The sequence below is a fragment of the Thioclava nitratireducens genome (assembly GCF_001940525.2).
Taxonomy (GTDB): Bacteria; Pseudomonadota; Alphaproteobacteria; order Rhodobacterales; family Rhodobacteraceae; genus Thioclava; species Thioclava nitratireducens.
Window position 1 is genome coordinate 982,795 of the sequence record NZ_CP019437.1, and the last position, 20,422, is coordinate 1,003,216.

General features: G+C 61.4%; 20 protein-coding genes. 12 read left to right on the forward strand and 8 right to left on the reverse strand.

The window, feature by feature from the left end:
- Position 1 precedes the first annotated feature (1 nt).
- From BMG03_RS04910 to BMG03_RS04930, 5 genes are all read right to left on the reverse strand, one after another.
- Positions 2–853 carry an ABC transporter permease gene (locus BMG03_RS04910; protein WP_075777098.1) on the reverse strand — a complete coding sequence of 284 codons (852 nt, stop codon included), beginning with the start codon at positions 851–853 and terminating at the stop codon, positions 2–4.
- Positions 850–1,935 carry an ABC transporter ATP-binding protein gene (locus BMG03_RS04915; protein ID WP_077701360.1) on the reverse strand — a complete coding sequence of 362 codons (1,086 nt, stop codon included), beginning with the start codon at positions 1,933–1,935 and terminating at the stop codon, positions 850–852. Before BMG03_RS04915 ends, BMG03_RS04910 begins: the two co-directional genes overlap by 4 nt.
- Before the next feature lie 47 nt (positions 1,936–1,982).
- A complete protein-coding gene (locus BMG03_RS04920; protein WP_075777100.1) occupies positions 1,983–3,050 on the reverse strand; it encodes an extracellular solute-binding protein in 1,068 nt (355 codons plus the stop codon).
- 115 nt (positions 3,051–3,165) lie between these two features.
- Positions 3,166–4,089: a MurR/RpiR family transcriptional regulator gene (locus tag BMG03_RS04925; RefSeq protein WP_088725771.1), complete on the reverse strand. Its 924-nt coding sequence runs from the start codon at positions 4,087–4,089 to the stop codon at positions 3,166–3,168.
- A gap of 144 nt (positions 4,090–4,233) precedes the next feature.
- The gene (locus BMG03_RS04930; protein WP_075777157.1) at positions 4,234–5,160 is read right to left on the reverse strand and encodes a LysR family transcriptional regulator; all 927 of its coding nucleotides are present in this window, start codon (positions 5,158–5,160) and stop codon (positions 4,234–4,236) included.
- 114 nt (positions 5,161–5,274) lie between these two features.
- Here BMG03_RS04930 and BMG03_RS04935 point away from each other — a divergent pair, with 114 nt between their 5' ends.
- The 7 genes from BMG03_RS04935 (at position 5,275) to BMG03_RS04965 (ending at position 11,245) form a co-directional block, all read left to right on the forward strand.
- Positions 5,275–5,751 carry a TRAP transporter small permease gene (locus BMG03_RS04935; protein WP_075777101.1) on the forward strand — a complete coding sequence of 159 codons (477 nt, stop codon included), beginning with the start codon at positions 5,275–5,277 and terminating at the stop codon, positions 5,749–5,751.
- Entirely contained in the window at positions 5,744–7,042 is a 1,299-nt protein-coding gene (locus tag BMG03_RS04940; RefSeq protein ID WP_075777102.1) for a TRAP transporter large permease, read from the forward strand. Before BMG03_RS04935 ends, BMG03_RS04940 begins: the two co-directional genes overlap by 8 nt.
- Positions 7,043–7,071: 29 nt before the next feature.
- Positions 7,072–8,076: a TRAP transporter substrate-binding protein DctP gene (dctP, locus tag BMG03_RS04945; protein WP_075777103.1), complete on the forward strand. Its 1,005-nt coding sequence runs from the start codon at positions 7,072–7,074 to the stop codon at positions 8,074–8,076.
- Between the two features lie 71 nt (positions 8,077–8,147).
- Positions 8,148–9,239: an NAD(P)/FAD-dependent oxidoreductase gene (locus BMG03_RS04950; RefSeq protein ID WP_075777104.1), complete on the forward strand. Its 1,092-nt coding sequence runs from the start codon at positions 8,148–8,150 to the stop codon at positions 9,237–9,239.
- Positions 9,217–9,519, forward strand: coding sequence for a (2Fe-2S)-binding protein (locus tag BMG03_RS04955; protein WP_075777105.1), 303 nt, complete (start codon positions 9,217–9,219; stop codon positions 9,517–9,519). The genes BMG03_RS04950 and BMG03_RS04955 overlap by 23 nt, the downstream gene beginning before the upstream one ends.
- The gene (locus tag BMG03_RS04960; protein WP_075777106.1) at positions 9,519–10,904 is read left to right on the forward strand and encodes an FAD/NAD(P)-dependent oxidoreductase; all 1,386 of its coding nucleotides are present in this window, start codon (positions 9,519–9,521) and stop codon (positions 10,902–10,904) included. The genes BMG03_RS04955 and BMG03_RS04960 overlap by 1 nt, the downstream gene beginning before the upstream one ends.
- Positions 10,901–11,245, forward strand: a complete 345-nt coding sequence (locus BMG03_RS04965; RefSeq protein ID WP_075777107.1) for a RidA family protein — start codon at positions 10,901–10,903, stop codon at positions 11,243–11,245. Before BMG03_RS04960 ends, BMG03_RS04965 begins: the two co-directional genes overlap by 4 nt.
- A 351-nt stretch (positions 11,246–11,596) precedes the next feature.
- On the opposite strand, the gene BMG03_RS04970 is transcribed toward BMG03_RS04965, so the two are convergent.
- The 3 genes from BMG03_RS04970 to BMG03_RS04980 all read right to left on the reverse strand — a co-directional run bounded on the left by BMG03_RS04970 (position 11,597) and on the right by BMG03_RS04980 (position 15,242).
- Positions 11,597–12,982 carry an ABC1 kinase family protein gene (locus BMG03_RS04970; RefSeq protein ID WP_075777108.1) on the reverse strand — a complete coding sequence of 462 codons (1,386 nt, stop codon included), beginning with the start codon at positions 12,980–12,982 and terminating at the stop codon, positions 11,597–11,599.
- A 126-nt stretch (positions 12,983–13,108) separates the two neighbouring features.
- Entirely contained in the window at positions 13,109–13,903 is a 795-nt protein-coding gene (locus BMG03_RS04975; protein ID WP_099049353.1) for an ion transporter, read from the reverse strand.
- Between the two features lie 640 nt (positions 13,904–14,543).
- Entirely contained in the window at positions 14,544–15,242 is a 699-nt protein-coding gene (locus tag BMG03_RS04980; protein ID WP_075777109.1) for a FadR/GntR family transcriptional regulator, read from the reverse strand.
- 167 nt (positions 15,243–15,409) lie between these two features.
- Here BMG03_RS04980 and BMG03_RS04985 point away from each other — a divergent pair, with 167 nt between their 5' ends.
- The 5 genes from BMG03_RS04985 to hydA are packed head-to-tail and all read left to right on the forward strand — an operon-like array spanning position 15,410 to position 20,354.
- On the forward strand, positions 15,410–16,201 hold the full coding sequence (locus BMG03_RS04985) for an ABC transporter substrate-binding protein (protein WP_075777110.1): 792 nt from the start codon (positions 15,410–15,412) through the stop codon (positions 16,199–16,201).
- A 55-nt stretch (positions 16,202–16,256) separates the two neighbouring features.
- Positions 16,257–16,931, forward strand: coding sequence for an amino acid ABC transporter permease (locus BMG03_RS04990; RefSeq protein WP_075777111.1), 675 nt, complete (start codon positions 16,257–16,259; stop codon positions 16,929–16,931).
- A complete protein-coding gene (locus BMG03_RS04995) occupies positions 16,928–17,665 on the forward strand; it encodes an amino acid ABC transporter ATP-binding protein (protein ID WP_075777112.1) in 738 nt (245 codons plus the stop codon). Before BMG03_RS04990 ends, BMG03_RS04995 begins: the two co-directional genes overlap by 4 nt.
- A 20-nt stretch (positions 17,666–17,685) precedes the next feature.
- Positions 17,686–18,939: an aminotransferase class V-fold PLP-dependent enzyme gene (locus tag BMG03_RS05000; protein WP_075777113.1), complete on the forward strand. Its 1,254-nt coding sequence runs from the start codon at positions 17,686–17,688 to the stop codon at positions 18,937–18,939.
- Positions 18,936–20,354: a dihydropyrimidinase gene (gene hydA / locus BMG03_RS05005; RefSeq protein WP_075777114.1), complete on the forward strand. Its 1,419-nt coding sequence runs from the start codon at positions 18,936–18,938 to the stop codon at positions 20,352–20,354. Before BMG03_RS05000 ends, hydA begins: the two co-directional genes overlap by 4 nt.
- The last annotated feature ends 68 nt before the right edge of the window (positions 20,355–20,422 follow it).

Sequence of the window (20,422 nt, forward strand, 5' to 3'; positions counted from 1 at the left end):
GTCAGGACCCTCCCACAAGGCTGGAGCGGCGGATCAGCATCGCGCCCACGGCAAAGAATGCCATCAGGATCGCGAGCATCGTCCAGGCGATGGCCGAGCCGAGTGGCCAGTCGAAGGCAGTGCCGAAGAGGTCGTTGATCGCGGAGATCACGGTGATGCCCGAGGCCCCGCCCAGAAGTTGCGGCGTGAGGTAATCGCCGACCACCATCACGAAGACCATCAGCCCGCCCGCTACCAGGCCGGGGAAGGTCAGCGGCAGGGTCACGCGGGCGAAGCGGCTGGGGCTGCGCGCGCCCAGATCGGCGGCGGCTTCCAGCCACGCGTCATCGAGGCTCTCGAAGGCGAGCCACAGCCCGATCACCATGAAGGGCAGGTAGTTGTAGGTCAGCGCGATATGGGTCGCGAGCGGTGAAAACAGCAGCCCCTGAATGGGCGCGTCGGAGACACCTGCCCAGATCAGCGAGCGGTTAATGACCCCTTCGGCGCCAAGCAACACGCGCCACGCAAACACTCGCACCAGATCGCCGGAATAAAGCGGCACCAGCAGCAGTGTCAGCAGCGCGGATTTCATAGCGCCCGCGCGTTTGGCAAGGAACCACGCGACCGGGTAGCCGATCACGGCGGTGATCGCGACCACGAGCGCGCCCGAACCAAAGGCTTTCAGGATCAGCCCGCGATAGGTCGCAGAGCCCGCGATCTTTGCGTAATTCGCGAAGGACGGGTCGTAAGAGATCGCGACGAAATCGACGCGGAAGAAGCTGTAGGCAAAGAGGATCAGAAGCGGCGCCACGCAAAGCGCCAGCAGGAAGGCCGTCACCGGGGCGGCGAGGAGCGTGCCGACGCGCAGGCTCATGGCTTGGCCTCCGCAGTCTGCCCTGCCTTCTGTTCCGCCTCGGCTTTCGCGATCCAGACCTGCGCGGGATCGAAGCCGATGCGGATCTCCGCACCGATCTCGGGCACGTCGTCATGGCCGACGGTCAGCGCCAGTGTGGTGCCCGCGGCCTCGGCTTCGACCAGCCACTCCGCACCGCGATAGACGGCATGTGTCACGCGCGCGGAAATCCGGCCCTGCGGGTCAAGGAACAATTGCTCGGGGCGCAGGCAGAGCACGGCGGGGGAGCCGGCTTGCAGACCGCGCACGCCGGGTGTCGCGAACTGGCCCAAGGAGGTTTCGATCTCATAGGCCCCAATGGCGGTGTCGGTGATCTCGCCCGGCACGCAGGCCGCGCCCCCGATGAAATCGGCCACATACGCGGTCTCGGGACGGCGATAAATCGTATCCGGGGCGCCTTGTTGTTCGATGATCCCGTCACGCATCACGATGATCCAATCCGAGAGCGCGAAGGCCTCTTCCTGATCGTGGGTGACATGGAGAAACGTCATTTTCAGTCGCCGCTGAAGGTCTTTCAGCTCGATCTGCATGTCCTTGCGCATCCGCCGGTCGAGCGCGGAGAGCGGCTCGTCCAGCAGCAGAAGGCGCGGCTCGTTGGCGATCGCGCGGGCCAGCGCCACGCGCTGTTGCTGCCCGCCCGAGAGCTGGCGCGGGCGGCGGTCGGCCATCGCGGTCATTTGCACGGTTTCCAGCGCCGCGCGGGCCTTCTCGCGCTCTTGCTTGCGGCTCAGACCCTTGTAGCGCAGCCCAAAGCCCACGTTTTCGAGCACGCTCAGATGCGGGAAGAGGGCGTAGCTCTGGAAGACGGTGTTGATCGGGCGGGCGCTTGGGGACACGTCGTTGATCTTCTTGCCGTCAAGCTCGAGCATCCCCTCGCTCACCTCCTCGAACCCGCCGATCATGCGCAGGATCGAGGTCTTGCCGCAGCCCGAAGGCCCCAGCAGCGTAACATAGGAATTCTCGTCGAGCCGGAAATTCACACCGCGCACGGCCTGCACGGTGCCATATGTTTTGCGAAGGGCGCGCGCGCGGAGCAGGGGCATTGTCTGCCCCTGCCCACCCGTCGGCCCGGAACCTGCCTCGGTCATTCTTAGCTGGCCTTCACTTCGTTCCAGAGTGCGACCCAGTCGTTGTAGCGCGGCGGATTTTGCTTCCAGACGAAGTTGTCCATGACCGACAGATCCTTGATGAAGATCTTTTCCTGCTGGGCTTCGTCGATCTCGTCGCGCGCGGCGGAGGTCGATTGCGCATAGGGACCGCCATAGGCGAGCTTCTTGCCGTAAGTCGGGCCGAGCAGGTAGTTCACCAGTTCAAACACCGCATCACGGCGCGCGCCCTCGACGCCTTTCGGAACGGCGATCGTATCGCACCAGCCGATTACGCCTTGCTTGGGCTTGGCCATCCCCATTTCGAGACCCTTTTCCTTCAGGTCGTAATAGGGCGGCACCCAGGAGAAGGCGCAGACCACTTCGCCGGTCGCGAAGAGATTGGTCAGGTCGCCGATCGAGTTCCAGTAGGTGCGCAGCTTGCTCTTCTGGATCATCAGCACTTTCTTCACTTCGGCGAGCTGCTTGTCGTCCATCGTGAACATCTCGTCGCGCGGGATGCCCAGATACATCGCGGCGATCATGATCCCTTCGAGCGCGTAATCGCGCATCGCGAGCTTGCCGTTGTATTTGTCGCCTTCGAAGAAGACGGACCAATCGGGCTCTCCATCCATCAGGTCGGCGCGATAGACGATCGGGTTGATGCCCCAATAGAAGGGGATGCCGTAGGTCTGGCCGTCCGTCTTGCCCAGATTGGTCTTCTTGAACGTGTCGTAGAGGAGCTTCGCGTTCGGCACCTTGTCGAAGTCGATCGGCTGCAGAAGATCAGAGGCGGTGTAGTAGGACACCTTGTCGAGGCCGGGCGTGATCAGATCGACCGAGGAGGCCCCGCCCGCGCGCAGTTTCGCGAATTGCTCGTCATCGGTGCCGATGAAGGTTTTGGTCAGGTCGACGTCATGGCTGTCGAGGAAGGGCGCGAGATAGTCGTCCTTAGCGAGGTTCTCCCAGGTCATCCACAGAAGATCGGTCGCGGCCAGCGCTCGTCCCGCCGGGCCGAACGCCCCGAGAGCGGTGCCCGCAAGCGCAGATTTCAGGAATAGTCGGCGATCCATGGCATATCCTTTCGCTGCATGAGATGGCGAGGTCACCTTCGCAGGAAAGAATTATTTCACAAAACTCTAAAAATGAAAATACGCTTTCATTCGGGCCATGCGCAGTTTTTAGGCGCTATTTGTCCTGTTTTGCAGCCTTGGTGAGCGCCTCGAGGCTCTCCGGGGGCGGTCCGAGGTCGTCGAAACGCGCATGAAGGTCCTCAATCCGGGCGAGTCGCTTCCGGGCTTCGGGGCCAAGCGAGTCCACCAGGCTCGAACAGAGGAAGTTGATCAGGCTCATCGCGACGACCGTGCTGTCGAAGATGCCCTGACCGCGATTGTGACAGCGTAAAGTGATCGTCGCGTGGCGTGCGGTCTGCGCCACGGTAGGGTCGCCGATCAGGATCGTCGGGATGCCCGCCTCGCGCGCGACCGTCATCACTTCGCCGAGTGCGCGCGGCCTGCGCCGCAGCCCGATCGCAAGCAGCACATCGCCCGGCGCGAACCCCGCGACATCCTCGGCGAGCGACGCGCCCTCATAGGGCAGAAGCTGCACGTCCGATTTCAGATTGAGCAGCAGGGCGCGGGCGTAGATCGCAAGCGCCCGCGAGTTCCTATAGCCGAGAACCCAGATCCGGCGCGCCGAGGCGAGGTGCTCAACCGCGTCGCGCACCGCCTCCTCCGACAGGATCTCGGTGCTGCGGGTCAGGTTCTGCATGTCCTGTGCAAAGTGATCGGCGAGCTGTCCCGGCGCGGTGCCGTCGCTCAACTCGCTCAGCGGCGAGCCCCAGCTACCATTGCGCCGCGAATGCAGCCGCGCCTCGTTGTAATTGCGATAACCCAGCCGCTTGAAAAAGCGCGCCGCCGTGGCCGAGGAGATCCCCGCGCTTTCGGCGAGTTCCGCCGCCGTGTAGCTCGACAGGGTCGATTGCGCTTCGAGCACAACCTCGGCAAGGCGTTTCTCGCTGGGGGTCAGCTCGGGAAAGATCGCCATGATCCGCATGTCGATCGGGTCATCTCCCGACCCGGGTTGCGCCTCGGGGGACATCTCTTGCGTCACATCGGCCTCGTCTCTGCTCGAGCCCAAGTCTTGTTGCAAGCGGACGCGGTTTTCAAGCGATGCCTGTGCGCGGCGGGTTCGACGTCCTCATCTCAACTGGACGTGACGCCCGCCGAAAGTCTCGGAATTTCCGTCGTCCCTTTGTCACAAGCTCTCGGCCATCCGGTTTTCCAAGCGCCGGACTTCCTCCAGCAACTGACGACAGAATTCTGTTGTCAGCAGCGAGACCGGGCGGTGCGCTGGCGTGAGTATCGAGATGCCGCTTGCAATGCGGGGGCGAAACCTTCGGAAGACAACTTTGGGGCCCGTAGGGGGCGCATGCAGGTAGCTATCTGCGGTGATCATGTCGCAGATCATGTAGCAAAGCCCGGATGCGACAAGCGTTAGGCCTGGAAGGAAGGTCTGGAGTTCGAAGCGTCTCTTCAACGCGCAATTCTGCGAGGCAAAGGCGGCACTGGTCTGAACAAAGCTCGGATGTTCATCGAATAGGGCGGCCATGGGTAAGCCATGCAGATCTTTTGGCGTGATTTCGTCCGCTTCTGCAAGTGGGTCGTTCTCCGGGACTGCGCAGAGGTGCTCCAGTTCGAAGTCTTCTTGCCTGATGGAATTTCGCGGTTCCGGTGTTTCGGCGAAGCCCACATCGAACTGTTGCGAGGCGACGAGATCTTCGATCACTGCTGACGAGCGCATCATTACCGTCGCCTCGACATCGGGTTTTCCCCGCAAGAATTCACCGAGAATGCGCGGCACGAATATCCCGGACGCCGCCGGATGGCTGGCGATCTTGAGACGCCCATGGTTATGAGCTGAAAGGCTCCGCAGGTTCGCACGTGTGCGGTCGATCCGCAGAAGTATGGCTTCGGCTTCTTCGGCGAAGAACAAGGCTTCGGGGGTCGGTAGAAAGCGTCCCGGGCCGCGGTCGAAAAGTGAGAACCCCAGTTCGTCTTCAAGTCCCGCAATCATGGAGCTGACCGCGGGTTGCGTTCGTCCGAGATTGCGCGCGGCTTCGGAAATCGAACCCGACCGCATCACTTCTCGAAAGGTCTGTAGTTGCCGGACGGTGAGGTTCATTCCTGCCCCATAAGGTGACTTTATGAAATCAGCGATTTTTTCAATTTGCATCTATAGGAGGGTTTCCGTCAATTAGCTCGCAACAGAGAAGCCGAAAGGCTCCAGGGAGGCTCAATGGAAAAAATCGCGAAATATGTCCTGACTGCGCTGATATGTTCTGTCGCCTTGGGGCAATTCGTGCAGGTGATCACGCGCTACATCTTGCAGGTGCCCGTCATGGGTCTCGACGAGACGATGCTCTACCCCACGATTTGGCTCTACATCCTGGGCGCCGTAAACGCTTCGCGCGAAAATACCCATATTCGCGCCAATGTGCTTGAGATCTTCCTCAAAACGCCGCGCCAGCATGCTGTTCTTGCGGTGATCGGGGAGATTGCGAGTCTCGTCGTAGGGCTATGGCTGTTGATCTGGGCTTGGGATTTCACGGCCTACTCCTGGCGCGTCTGGCGCACGAGCCCAACGCTCTACATCCCGACCTTCTATGCGGATGTGGCGCTGGTGCTCGGGCTGGCTCTGATGATGGTTTTCACCGCTTTGCACCTGATCACACATATCCGGGATATCCGGAATGGGGAGTTCCACCATGGTTGAAGTCGCACTCCTCGCCGTCGCCGCGCTCGTGATCCTTCTGACACTTGGCGTTCCTCTGCCCTACTGCTTCGGCGGTGCCTTGATGGTGATGTATTTCGTCGGCGACGTGATCATGAAGGGCAATGTGCTCTGGGGCATGCAACAATTGAGCAACCCGGTTCTGTTGGCGATCCCGCTGTTTGTTCTTGCCGGAACGATCATGTCCGAGAGTGGAATTGCCGCTTCGCTCCTGCGCTTCGTCAATGCCTTCATCGGTCATGTAAGGGGCGGCTTGGGTGTCGTGGCCGCCGTTTCCTGCGCGGTGATCGGCGCGATCTCTGGGTCGGGGTTGACGGGTATCGCTGCGATCGGTCCCCTCTTGATCCCAGAGATGGAGAAGCGTGGCTATCCGCGTGAATATGCCACCGCCTTGATCGCGAATTCTTCGATCCTCGGGCTGCTCATTCCGCCCTCCGTGACCATGATCGTCTATGGCTGGGTAACGGACACGTCCATCTTGGCCTGCTTCCTTTCGACGCTTTTGCCGGGGTTGTTCATCATGTTCAACTTCTCGGTCGTGAACATCTTCATGTCGCGGAAATTTCCTCTCATCCTCGATGACAAGCCGAGCTTCTCCGAGCTCTCCGGAGAGGTCGCGCGGCGCGGTATTCACGCCTTTCCGGCGCTCCTGATGCCGGTAATCATCCTCGGAGGAATCTATGGCGGGGTGATGACCCCGACCGAGGCTGCGGCCGTTTCCGTAATCTATGCGATCCCCGTCGGTTTCCTCATCTACAAGGGTCTGCGCTGGTCGAATTTCCTCGAGGCCGGGAAGGAAGCAGCCACGGCCGTCGGCGCAATCATGATGATGATCCTCTTCTCGATGATCCTCAGCCAGATGTTCGTGCTGGAGAGTGTGCCGCAACAGCTGGTGCAAGCGATCTTCGAGATTACCCAAGACAAGACAATCCTCCTGATCCTCATCAACATCTTGCTGTTTTTCGTTGGGATGGTCGTCAATGACGTCACGGCGATCATCTTGATCGCGCCGCTTCTGCTTCCGCTCATGCAAGCGATTGGCGTCAGCCCGGTGCAATTCGCCGCAATCATGGGGGTCAACACCGCGATGGGCGGGGTCACACCGCCTTATGCCTCGATCCTCTATCTCGGTGCGCGCATTGGCAAGGTGAAGGTCACCAAGGTTATTCCGCCGGCGATGATCCTGATCGTCACGGGCTATGTGCCGGTGGTGTTCCTCACCTCTTTCTGGCCAGGGCTTTCGACCTGGCTGCCGAGTGTCTTCGGCTACTGAACCAACCAAACACAACAGGGAGACTAACGATGAAACATTATTTTCTAAGCGCCGCCACTGCCGCCATCGTGGCCGTTGCGGGACCCGCTATGGCGAAGGAGCTCAAGCTGAGCGACGTGCGCCCGGCTGACGCTACGATCAACAAAGAGCTTGCCGCCTTTGCGGATGATGTGAAAACGGGCACCAACGGCGACGTAACCATCAAGCTCTTCCCGTCTTCTGAACTGGGGAACTACACCACTGTGCAGCAGCGGGTCTCGGTCGGCGCAGTCGATATGGCTGTTCAACCTGCCGCGACCGATGCCGATCGGCGGATGCAGATCAGTTCGTTCCCCTATTTGGCCCAAAACTGGGCGCAGGCCAAAGCGATTTACGGGCCCGGTGGGATCATTCGCGACACCATGGCGGAGCTTTACCAGAAGCAAGACATCACAATGCTCGCGGCTTACCCGGTCTATTTCGGTGGGATCGCACTCAACCGAGAGGCGGTGTCGCCTGGCCAACCGGACGTCAAGAAGGGCATCAAGGTTCGCGTTCCCGGCATCAAGAGTTTTCAGCTTCTTGGTGAAGCCCTTGGCTACATCCCTGCGCCGATCCCGTTCTCGGACGCTTTCACTGCCGTTCAGACCGGGGTCGTTGACGGCGTGATTGGTTCGGGGGCCGAGGGCTACTACGCATCGTTTCGTGACGTGACGAAGACTTACATCCCGGCCAATACCCATTTCGAGGTCTGGTATATGATTATTTCGAATGAGACGCTGAACGCGCTTTCGCCCGAGGATCAGTCAGCTCTCAAAGATGCAGCGAAGCAATTCGAAGCGACCCGCTGGGGCGTGGCCCAAGAGGATCAGGGCAAAAACGAACAGAAGCTCGCGGATGCGGGTGCCTCGATTGTCAAACTCTCCGATGACCAGCTCGCCGCGATGGCCAAGAAGGTGCGCGCCGAGGTCTGGCCGGTGATCCTGAACGATATCGGTAAGGATTGGGGCAATGGGATACTGAAACAGGCGGAGTCCGCACAAGGCACCAACTGATGGCGGCGCGAGCCGGCGCGCCGAGGCGCCGGCTCGCGAAATACTGAAACCGTTCCGAAAAGAGCAAGACGATGGATGCGGATTACGCAATCATAGGCGGCGGCGTCGTCGGCCTGTCGGTGGCTTATGGCCTGACGCGACGCGGTCTGAAGGTCATTGTCATAGACGGTGAAGACGACGCTTACAGGGCGAGCCGAGGGAATTTCGGACTTGTTTGGGTCCAGTCCAAAGGTATCGGCGCGCCGCACTACGCCCGTTGGTCGCAGCGGTCCGCTGCCGCATGGGGCGATTTCGCCAAGGAGCTTGCGGCGGAGACCGGTCACGATCTCAGCTTGCAGCAAGACGGTGGCTATGACTTCCATCTGAGCGAAGAGAGCCTGGCCGCGAAGGTCGCGCAATATGAGGCGCTCAAGGCCGAGCTCGGTGGCGACTATCCATTCGAAGTCCTCGGCCACAATGCACTCAAGCGCGAAGAACCTGCGATCGGCCCGAAAGTAGCCGGCGCAATCCTTCACCATCAAGATGGTCATGTGAACCCGCTGCTGCTGTTGCGCGGTCTCGCAGATGCCGTGCGAAGGGCTGGTGCGACGGTCATCATCGGGGACCGAGTTTCACGGGTCGAAGAAGGATTTCGGCTCACGCTCGCTTCGGGTCGTCGCATTGATGCCGGCAAGGTTGTCCTGAGCGCCGGCTTGGGGGCGCAAACGCTTGGACCCGCGTTGGGTTTTCGCGCTCCGATCCGGCCGCAACGCGGACAGGTTCTGATCACTGAGAAGCTTCCGAAACTGATGAACAGACCCTCGGGTATCATCCGACAAGTGAACGAGGGCGGCATTCAGATCGGAGATAGCAAGGAAGAAGTGGGCTTCGATGATCATGTGACCGTCGAGACGATGTCGACAATCGCGCAGCGGGCGGTGACCGTCATGCCCGCGCTTTCCCGAGCGCAGCTTGTGCGCAGTTGGGGGGCGCTGCGTGTGATGACCCCCGATGGGCTTCCGATCTATCAGAAATCCGAAACGATGCCCGGAGCAGCGATGATCACATGCCATTCCGGCATCACACTCGCAGCAGCACATGCGCGCTTCCTGCCTGCTTGGCTCGAAGAGGATGCGGATGCCCCAGACTTGGAGAAGTTCAGTGAAAAACGCTTCGCTGTTTGAGCCGATTACCGAAGGCAACTGCCCGCGGGTCCGGGTGACCTTCGATGGGCAGGATTACGACCTGCCAGAGGGCGTGTCGCTTGCGGCTGGGCTGCTTTCCGTGGGTCGTCTCAGTCTCCGAAATACCCCGGTCTCCGGCGCCGCACGCGGCCCGTTCTGCATGATGGGCGCCTGTTTCGATTGTCTCGTCGAAATCGATGGCGTGATCCGTCAGGCGTGCATGATCGAGGTGTGCGATGGGCTCGTTGCCAGCCCTGCCGGGCGGAAGGAGGACGATTGATGGAGACATACGATCTAGCCGTTATCGGCGCTGGGCCAGCCGGGCTCGCTGCCGCAGCAGAGGCAAGTGCCGCAGGGTTGAGTGTCGTGCTTCTCGACGAACAGCCGCGGCCCGGCGGCCAGATTTATAGAGAGGTCGATCGTGCCGCATCCGTGCGCGGAGCAATCCTAGGCAAGGACTACACGCACGGACTCAGCCTGACAGGTGCCACGCAAGCCGAAAACGTCACGTATATGTCCCGCACGACGGTTTGGGACATGACCCCAGAGGGCGTGCTGAGCTTTACCCGCAACGGGGCGGCAGGCTCTCTACGCTTCGAGCGGTTGCTGATCGCCACCGGCGCCCTTGAGCGTCCGATGCCCGTGCCTGGCTGGACTTTGCCCGGCGTAATGGCTGCGGGCGCGGCTCAGATCCTGCTCAAGCAGTCCGGCCTCGTTTCACGTCGTGCTGTGCTCGCGGGATCGGGCCCGCTACTCTACCTAGTGGCTGCGCAGATGGTGCGCGCTGGATCTCCGCCGCTGGCTCTCCTTGAAACGCAGGGACAGCCGTATTCTGCACTTCGATATGCGCCGCGCGCACTCATGGGCTGGCGTGTCCTCGGCAAGGGAATGAGGCTTTTGGCAGAGTTGCGCCGCGCCGGCGTTCCCCGCTACCGCGGCGTGCGCGCCATCTCGATCGAAGGCGAAGGGCAGGTGAATAAGGTTCGGTTCGAGGAAAAAGGACGAACACGAGAGATTTCCTGCGATACAGTCTTCCTGCATCATGGCGTCGTTCCAAACGTCCAGGCGAGCCGGGCTTTGCGGCTCGATCATGACTGGTGCGAGGCGCAGGCTTGTTTCCAACCGCGCCTCGACGACTGGGGGCGCTCGAGCGCGCGAAACATTTTCATTGCCGGCGACGGGGCGGGGATCGGGGGCGCGATTGCCGCTGAACACGCGGGCAGGCTCACGGCGCTCGAAATTGCACGAGATCTTGGCGCGATCGAAGTCGTCGATCGGGATCGACGCGCGGCGCCGATCCGTAGGGCACTCTTGGCAGAGCGCGCGGTGCGCCCTTTCCTCGATGCTGCTTTTCCACCCTATTCCGAAGCGATTGCGGACGACACCATCATATGTCGCTGCGAAGAAGTCACAGCTGGTGCCATCCGTCGAGCGGCCTCGCTCGGATGCGCCGGCCCCAACCAGTCCAAAGCTTTCAATCGAGCGGGTATGGGCCCGTGCCAAGGGCGTTATTGCGGTCTCACCGTGAGCAAGCTTCTCGCAGAGGTGAATGGCGCTTCTGTGGAAGCGACCGGGTATTATCGACTGCGACCGCCTATCAAGCCAGTGACCCTCGGAGAAATCGCGCAGATGACACACCCCAATGAACCGGAGAAAACAGGATGATTGACCGCATTGAGACGGGGGCGCGCATGAGCAAAATCGTGCGCCACAATGGCGTTGCTTATTTGTGCGGGCAGGTGGGTGCCGGCGCCGACGTGGCAGAACAAACCCGAGATTGTCTTTCCAGAGTTGATGCCCTTCTTTCTCGCGCCGGCTCGTCGCGTGACCGGATGCTGCAAGTGATCATCTGGCTGGCCGACATGGCCGATTTCGATGCGATGAATGCAGTTTGGGACGAATGGGTGCCGGAGGGGGCGGCCCCCGCACGCGCGTGCGGTGAAGCCAAGCTGGCACGCTCGGAGCTGAAAGTGGAAATCATCGTCACGGCGGCATGCGCCAAATGAAGAAGTTGGCATTGGTTTGAACCCCCGCCCGCCTAGGCGGGTATAGGCTCAGGGCAATGAGAGCCTCCAGCACGCAGGCAAATATCTGGCTTGAGGCGTCTAGCCAAATCGGGGTGCTCGTTTCGCGACATCCAGACGCCCTTCGATTCCCTATTTCTCAATGCTTTGCAGACTGCATGGGGCGCTCGAGCAACAACATGCAGCGTCGCGTTCCGAGAACCCCTGAAGCCACCCCGATGTCGTTGGTCGAGTACCTACAGACCGGAAAGTCTGCCTGCTCGCATGAAAGGGGGGCGGCTTATTGTGTGCGTGCCTTGGGAGATGGGTTCGAGTCCGATGGACGTCACCCAGTCAAGATCTAGGCGGGCGTGTTGCCGTGTTTATGTCTGAAGCGCTCATGGAACCGCGCAGGCTACCCCCGGCATAGGGGCGGACCATTTCGATCAAGGGCATTTGGGCGCGCATCCGCACACTAAGAAGCGCGGTGCCGCTGATCTTGCGTTGCACGAACAGGGTTTGCGCGGGTGGCAGATGCCAGTTCGCCCGATCCGCCATGATCGGGGCCGCGCGTTCGCGCAACGCCTCGACGAAACTGCGGTCGGAGAAGTCGAAGAGCGCCCCCTCGGGCCGGCTTCGCGCGACATGCGCGAGTAAAATTTCGATCATCTCGTCGAAGGTGCCACCGTGCCGGGTCAGCTGTGCCTCAGACACGAAACCAATCTCCAGAAGGGCCATGCGCAGCTTTGCCGGGTCTTCGTCGAGCCCCGCGCGCAGCAAGCGCCGGTAGGCGGCTGTCGTCTCGGGCGGGATCGACCGGGCGGCACCGAAATCCAGCAGCACGATCCGGCCCTGCTCTTTCTGCCAGCGGAAATTGCCGAAATTCGGATCGGTCTGCATGTAGCCGAATTCAAACAGCTCACGCAGGACCAATGCGAGCAGCGCCGAGGTCACCTCGTCGCGCGTCGCCTGATCGGCCTCGGCCAGGGTTTCGATCGGGGCGCCTGCGACGAAATCCATTGGCAGGATCGTCGGGCGGAGTAGCTCTTCGATCGGTTCGGGGATCACGAAGCGCGGGTCTTCCTCCATCAGGGTGCGGTAGCGGCGCATCTGCTCCGCCTCGCGGAGGTAATCGGCCTCCTCATGAAGCTGCCGCTTCGCCTCGGCCAGAAGCGGCCGGATATCGAGCCCGGCCGGCAGGAGCCCCGAATAGCGCAGCAGCGCCGCGACATTGTCGATATCGGCGTCGATGCTCGTCGCGACGCCGGGATATTGCACCTTCACCGCCAGCTCGCGCCCCGAATGGAGCACTGCCCGATGCACCTGGCCTATCGAGGCTGCCGCAATCGGGCGCGTCTCGAAACGCGCGAATTTTCTGCGCCAGTCCGGCCCCCATTGTGCCGCCAGAACCCGATCCAGCTGTTTGGGCGGCATCACATTCGCCGCCTCGCGCAGCCGCGCAAGGATTTCGGTCAACTCGGGCGGTAGAACATCGCCTGCATCGAGCGAAATCATCTGCCCGAGTTTCATCGCGGCCCCGCGCAGCCGCGCCAGTTGATCGGTGACGCGGCGCGCGTTTGCGGGTGTCAGAATAAGGTCGGAAAACTGCGGCCGCTCGCCCTTGGCCAGTTTGCGCGCCCCTTCGCCCAACGCTCCCGCCGCGATCCCGCCCGCCATCTGACCGAAGGCGGCGAACCGCGTGAGGCGCGTCTTGGGAACTCGGCGCGAACGGTCGGTCATCGGGCGCGCACCGGATCAGGCGCAGACAAACCAAGTGCGAAAGTCGGGGTGGGGCGCAGGCGCATCGCGCGGAGTCTCCTGAGATCGGGCTAGCCTTTGTCTATACGCGCGCGCTCAGAAACGGGCTCACTCGCGGGGCGGAGCCGCCTCGCGCAGATCGCCGATCCGCTGTTCGATCGCCTCGAGCCGCAGCAGCACCTCGTCGCGATAAGCGTCGGTGCGCGTGGTCTCCTCTTCGGAATGGGCATCCTGCATCGAGTTCACGATCAGGCCCACCAGAAGGTTCACCACCGCGAAGGTCGTGACCATGATGAAGGGCACGAAGAATGCCCAAGCCAGAGGGTGGGTTTCCATCACCGGGCGCACAATGCCCATCGACCAGCTCTCGAGCGTCATGATCTGGAACAGCGAATAGGCCGATTGTCCGAGCGAGCCGAACCAGTCCGGAAAGCTCGTGCCGAAGAGTTTCGTCGCCATGACGCTCGCGATGTAGAAGATGATGCCCATCAGCAGGAATACGCTGCCCATGCCCGGCAGCGCATTGATCAGCCCCTCGACCACCCTGCGCAGGCGCGGCGCGACCGAAATGATGCGCAGCAGACGCAACACGCGCAGCGCCCGCAGCACACTGAAGACCTGTGCGCCGGGCAGAAGCGACACGCCGACGATGGTGAAATCAAAGAGGTTCCAGCCAGAGCGGAAGAAGCCCAGTCGCTGCACAAACAGCTTCAGCCCGATCTCGATCACGAAGACCGACAGGCATAGCATATCGAGGAGCCGGATCAGATCGCCAGCGAGGGCCATCGCGCGTTCTGAAGTCTCCAGTCCAAGAAGCAACGCGTTGAACAGGATCACGCCCGTGATCGTGTTCCTAAAAGTCGACGTGTCGAGCGTCATCGCGATCCGGTCGCGCAAAGTCATGCAGTCCCCCCGTCTTATTGGCCGGAGGGATATGGTCCCTGGGCGGAGGTTGCACAACCTTACCCTTCAGCAATGAGTGCCCTGGAGAAATCGCTGCGCGCCGTGCCGCGACCTACCTCGGCGAATGTGACCTGACCAAGCCGATGGTGCGAATGACCTGGCCGCGCTGGAGTGGACGAGGCCAAGTCGTCATGAAGTTCGCCGACGTCGGACCCACAGTCTAGGGAGGCAAGCTGCGCCCCTGCGCTTACGTTCCAGCAGGTGTTGAGCCGAGAACTTCTGCGAGATTGGCAAGGCGCTGGCCCCGCGGTGGGTGACTTGCGCCAACACGTTCCCCGGCCTAGGCGGTGTAACGCGGAAAGAGTGCAACTGGCGCAACGTTGGCTCAAGCAGATCATCCGTAGGATATCCGACTGAAACCTCTTAACAGCATTACTGCATGAGCCGACCGGAGAACTGTATCCAGAGATAGGTATCCAGCCAAATCGGGGGTCGTTTCGCGACATCCAGACACATCTGGATTCTATGTTCTTCAATGCCTTGCAGAAGGTGTTGGGTGCGCTGAAACCCCGACGTGCATCAGCATTCCGCAAACGGGGGGATTTGAAAACTCAAGCGCAGGCAGAGGAGCCTCGTTCCCTCAAATCTCTACGCCGGCACACAGCGCAGTATTGCGGATATGCTCTCGCATCGCATCCGCGGCATCGTTCGCATTCTGCCGCGTGAGGGCTTCCAGGATCGCCCTGTGTTCTTTGATCGAGGCGTTCATGCGGCCGACTTCGGTATTCGGGATTGGCACGCGCTGGGTCTCGGTGAGAAGGTCGCGCACGGATTGGTGAAGGCGGCGCAGCATGGCGTTGGGGCAGGTTTGCGCGATGATATTGTGGAAGGTGAGATCGGCTTCGACATGGGTCACGAGATCTTCCTTGCGCCATGCCTGCTCGAATTCCTCCGTCGCACGCCGCAGTTCGTCCGCAATCTCGGGCGTCACGTGGGGGGCGGCGAGGCGGCAGAGTTCCGCTTCGATCAGAAGGCGAGACTGGAAGACGTCGAGGATGGAATACTGCTCCTCGAAACGCCACTGATCCATCGCGGCGGGCTTGCCTGTCTGAGCGCCGGTCACGAAAGTGCCGCGAGCGGGGTAGGTGCGCACAAGACCGATCGTTTCCAGCGTCAGCAGGGCTTCGCGAAGGGATGCGCGCGACACGCCCAGCTGTTCTGACAGCACGCGCTGCGAGGGCAAGCGCTCGTCTTTTTTCAGCGCTCCGGTGCGGATCATTTCTTGCAGCTGGCGCGCGACCGTCTGGGTGACGGGGCTTTTGTCGTTCGTGAAATCCATGCGGCGCCTCTTAAGCTGGCAGTTATTAAATCTATAGCCCCCCGCGCCCGCCAACATCAAAGAAGTTCCTTGTCAGATCGGGGAAAGCATGTTTCAAAAGGTCAGACCGGTCTGACCGGTCATGCCAGTTAAGCAAAATAAAACGACGATCAACAGGGAAAACGAACATGTCTGGAAAATTTGGAAAGATCGCCGCGATGGCCTTCGTTGCAGTGACTGCCCTCGGGACGAGCGCCTGGGCGGAGACGCTCACCGTCGGCGCCAATATCGGGAACGTGCCGTGGGAGTTTCAGGACGAGACGGGCAAGAACGTCGGCTTCGAGGTCGATCTGGTCGATGCGGTCGCCGCAAAACTCGGGCGCGACGTCGAAATCGTGAACATCCCCTTCAACGGTCTCTTCTCGGCCGTGCAGTCGGGCCGGATCGATGCGGCGATCTCGTCGATCACCATCACCGACGAGCGCCTGAAATCGGTCTCCTTCGCGCAGCCCTATTACGATAGCGACCAGTCGCTGACCGCGCTCGCGAGCGGGCCGCAATCGCTCGACGAGATGAAGGGCAAGATCGTCGGTGTCGACACTGGCTCTACCGGCGACATGTGGGCGACCGAGCATAACGCAGAATACGGCTTCTCCGAGATCAAGCGCTATGAGGGTCTGGCGCCTGCGATGCTCGACCTCACGGCGGGGCGGATCGACGGCTACATCTCCGATATTCCGGCGCTTCTCTACTACGTGAAGGACAAGCCGCAGCTGAAGGTCGTCCAGCGGATCGCGACGGGCGAGAAATACTCGATGATGTTCGCCAAGGACGCGCCGCTGGCCAGCGAAGTGAACGACATCATCACCGAGCTCAAGAAGGATGGCACGATCGCCAAGCTGCATGAGAAGTGGTTCGGCGTCGCCCCTGAGGCGGACACCTCCACCGTCACGGTCATGGACATGCCCTCGCTGAAGTAACGACCTCGGGCGCGTCTCCGTTCAGCGGGGGCGCGCTTCTCACCGAAAGAGTCTCATGACGTTTTTTGACACATTCCTGAACTTCGAGGTCTTGCAGCGAAGCGTGCCTATGCTTCTGAGCGGCCTCTGGCTGACGCTTCAGCTGGGCGTGGCGAGCATCGTGGCGGGTCTGGTCCTCGGCCTGATCCTCTCCATGCTTCGACTCTACGGCGTGGCGCCGGTGCGTCTGCTGACGAAGATCTATATCGACGTGTTCCGCTCGATCCCCCTTCTGGTGTTGCTGATCGTTGTCTATTACGCGTTGCCCTTCCTCGGCGTGCGCCTGTCGTCCTTTGCTTCGGCGATGACCGCGCTGACGCTTGTCTCCGGCGCCTATACGGCGGAGATTTTTCGTGCCGGTATCGAGGCGATCCCGAACGGCCAGTTCGAGGCCTCCGAGGCGCTGGGGCTGAGCCACCGCCAGACGATGGTCGACGTGATCCTGCCGCAGGCGATCCGGATCGTGATCCCGCCGCTGACCAACAACTCGATCAACGTGATGAAGGACACAGCGCTCGCCTCCGTGGTCGCGATGCCGGACCTTCTGAAACAGGCGACACAGGCGCAGGCGCTCGCGGCGAACCCCTCGCCGCTGATCGGAGCCGCGCTGATCTACATCGTTTTCCTCTGGCCGGCGGTGCTGCTGGTGTCACGTCTGGAGAACCGTTTCAATTCCGGGAGGCGCGTATGACTGGCTATGTGAGCATCCGAGATCTGCGCAAATATTACGGCAGCTACGAAGCGCTGCGCGGGATCAATCTGGAGATCGAAAAAGGCGAAGTAGTTTGCGTGATCGGTCCCTCGGGGTCGGGCAAGTCAACGCTGATCCGCTGCATCAACCGCCTGGAGGATTTCGACCGCGCGAGCGAAATCCGCGTCGACGGCATCCCGGTCCTTCCGGGGCGGGCCTTGGCGAAGGTGCGCGCCGAAGTCGGCATGGTGTTCCAGAGCTTCAATCTCTTCCCGCATCTCACCGTCCGCGAGAACGTCATGCTGGCCCCACGCCGCGTGCGTCGCACCTCCCGGGCCGATGCCGCGACGCAGGCCGAGACACTTCTGCGCCGGGTCGGCATCGTAGAGCAGGCCGACAAGTATCCGGGCCAGCTTTCGGGCGGGCAGCAACAGCGGGTGGCGATTGCCCGGGCGCTCGCGATGGAGCCGCAGGTGTTGCTGTTCGACGAGCCGACCTCCGCGCTCGATCCCGAGATGGTGGGCGAGGTGCTCGATGTGATGAAGTCGCTCGCCGGCACCGGTGTCACGATGATCGTTGTCACGCACGAGATGGGCTTCGCCCGTCAGGTCGCCGATCGGGTGATCTTCATGGATGGGGGTGAGGTCATCGAGACCGGCACGCCCGAGCAAGTGCTTGGTGCGCCGCGTGAAGCCCGCACGCAGAATTTTCTCAGCGCTGTGCTGAGCCATTGATCAAAGAGTAGGATATCAAGATGAACACAGCGCAGGACGCGATCGATCTCGACTTCATTCGGGGACATTTTCCGGGGCTCGCCGCCGATTGGGTGTTTTTCGACAACGCGGGCGGCAGCCAGATCGTTCAGGGCGCGGTCGACAAGATCAGCGAGTTCCTGATCCATCGCAACGTGCAGACCGGTGGTAGCTACGCCGTGTCGAAAGCGGCTGCCGAAGGGCTGATGACGGGGCGCGAAGCCGCGAAGACCCTCGTCAATGCCGCGCGCCCCGAAGAGATTGTTTTTGGCCCCTCGACCACGCAACTCGTGCGCACGCTCGCCTCGGCCATGCGCGGCCAGTTGCAGCCCGGCGACGAGATTATCGTCAGCCACGCGGATCACGAGTCCAATATCGGGCCGTGGGATGCGCTGCGCGAATTCGGCATCGTCATCAAGAACTGGCCGCTAGATCAGGCCTCGATGTCAATGCGTCTCGAGGATCTCGAGCCGTTGATGACCCCGCGCACGAAGCTGGTCTGCATCCATCATGTCTCGAACATCCTCGGCTCGATCAACCCGGTGAAGGAGTTTGCGAATTTCGTGCATGAGCGCGGCGCACGCATCTGCGTCGACGGGGTCGCTTATGCGCCGCATCGCGCGATCGACGTGCAGGACTGGGATGTCGATTACTACATCTTCAGCATCTACAAGTGCTACGGGCCGCATATGGCGATCATGTATGGCAAATATGATCTGCTGGGCGAGCTCGATGGCCAGTATCACTATTTCTACGGCAAAGACAAAATCCCGGGAAAGCTTGAGCCCGGCAATCCGAATTACGAGCTGGCGTTTAGCACTGTGGGCGTCGTCGATTACCTGATCGCGCTTGGCACGCATCTGGGTGGCGAGGGAAGCGATCGCGCACGCCTCGAGGCCGCCTATGCAGGCATAGCCCGGCAGGAGGATGTCTTGACCGGACGGCTGATTTCCTGGCTTGAGGCGCGAAACGACTGCCGCATCATCGGGCGCGGGATGGAGAAGGGGCGGGTTCCCACGATCGCCTTCAAGTTCGACGATCTCAACTCGGAGACGGTGGCTCGCGAGATGGACAAGTTTGGCATCGCTATCCGCTTTGGCGACTTCCATTCGCGCCGTCTGGTCGAGGATCTGAAGGAAACCGGGCAGAGCGGCTGCCTTCGCGTCTCGATGGTTCATTACAATTCGGTGGCGCAGGTCGACGCGCTGACCGAGGCGCTTGCGAGTATCACCTCCCAGATGCGGATGGCGTCGTGAGGGCGGGGTGCGATCTCGCGATCCGGGGCGGCACGCTGGTGACCGCCTCGGATCAGTTCCGCGCCGATCTGGGCATTCGCGACGGCAAGATCGTTGAAATCGCGGCAGAGATCGCGGATGCGCGCGAAGAGATCGACGCCACTGGTCTGATGGTGCTGCCGGGCGGGATCGACGCCCATGTCCATCTCGCGCAGCCCACCTCGGACGGCACGGTGATGGCCGATGACTTCCTGACCGGCACCCGGTCGGCGGCGGCAGGCGGCAATACCACGGTTTTGCCTTTCGCGCTGCAGGTCAAAGGCAGCTCTCTGCGGGAATGTCTGACGGCCTATCACGAGAAGGCCGAAGGCGCGTGCTATACGGATGTCTCTTTCCATCTGATCGTATCCGACCCGACGCCGCAGGTTCTGGGACAGGAACTCCCGGCCCTCGTGCGCGACGGTTACAGCTCGTTCAAGGTCTTCATGACCTATGACGATCTGGTGCTGAACGACGCGGAGCTTCTCGATGTCTTTGACGTTGCCCGTCGCGAGCGCGCGCTGGTGATGGTCCATGCCGAAGGCCACGACGCGATCAAGCACATGACACGCAGGCTCGAGGAAGAGGGCAAGACAGCACCCTATTACCACGCTGTGGCGCATCACCAGATCGCCGAGCGAGAGGCGACCCATCGCGCGATCAGCCACGCGCAGTTGATCGACGTGCCGGTGATGATCGTGCATGTCTCGGGGCGCGACCCGATGGAGCAGATCCAATGGGCGAAGAAGCGTGGCATGAAGGTCTTCGCCGAAACCTGCCCGCAATACATCGTCCTGACACGAGACGATCTCAAAGGGCTGAACATGGATTTCGAGGGCGCGAAATATGTCTGCTCGCCGCCGCCACGCGACACAGACAGCCAAGACGCGATCTGGGAGGGGCTGCGCGACGGCACCTTCGACGTCTTTTCGTCTGATCACTGCCCGTTCTATTTCGAAGGCGCCAACGAAACCGGCAAGGATAATCCCCGCGCACGCACCTCGTTCAAATGGGTGCCGAACGGCATCCCCGGCGTGGAGACGCGGCTGCCCATCCTGTTCTCGGAAGGGGTGCGCAAGGGTCGGATCAGTATCGAGCGTTTTGTGGCGCTCACCTCGACCAACCCTGCCAAGCTCTACGGCCTCTACCCGCAAAAAGGTGCGCTGGTGATCGGTGCCGATGCCGATATCACGCTCTGGGATCCCGAACGCAAAGCGGTGATCACCCAAGCGAGCCTGAACCACGGCGCCGATTACACGCCCTTTGAGGGCATGGAGATCGAGGGTTGGCCCGTCCGCACGATCCTTCGCGGCCAGACAATCGCCGCCGACGGAGAGGTTCTAGAGCAGGGCCGGGCCGGGCGGTATCTGTCGCGGGCGACCAGTTCGGCCTGGTAGGTGGGTGTCTGGCCAAATCAGGGCGCGCGTTTCGCAGCATCCAGACATTCCTCGATTCCGGAATTTTC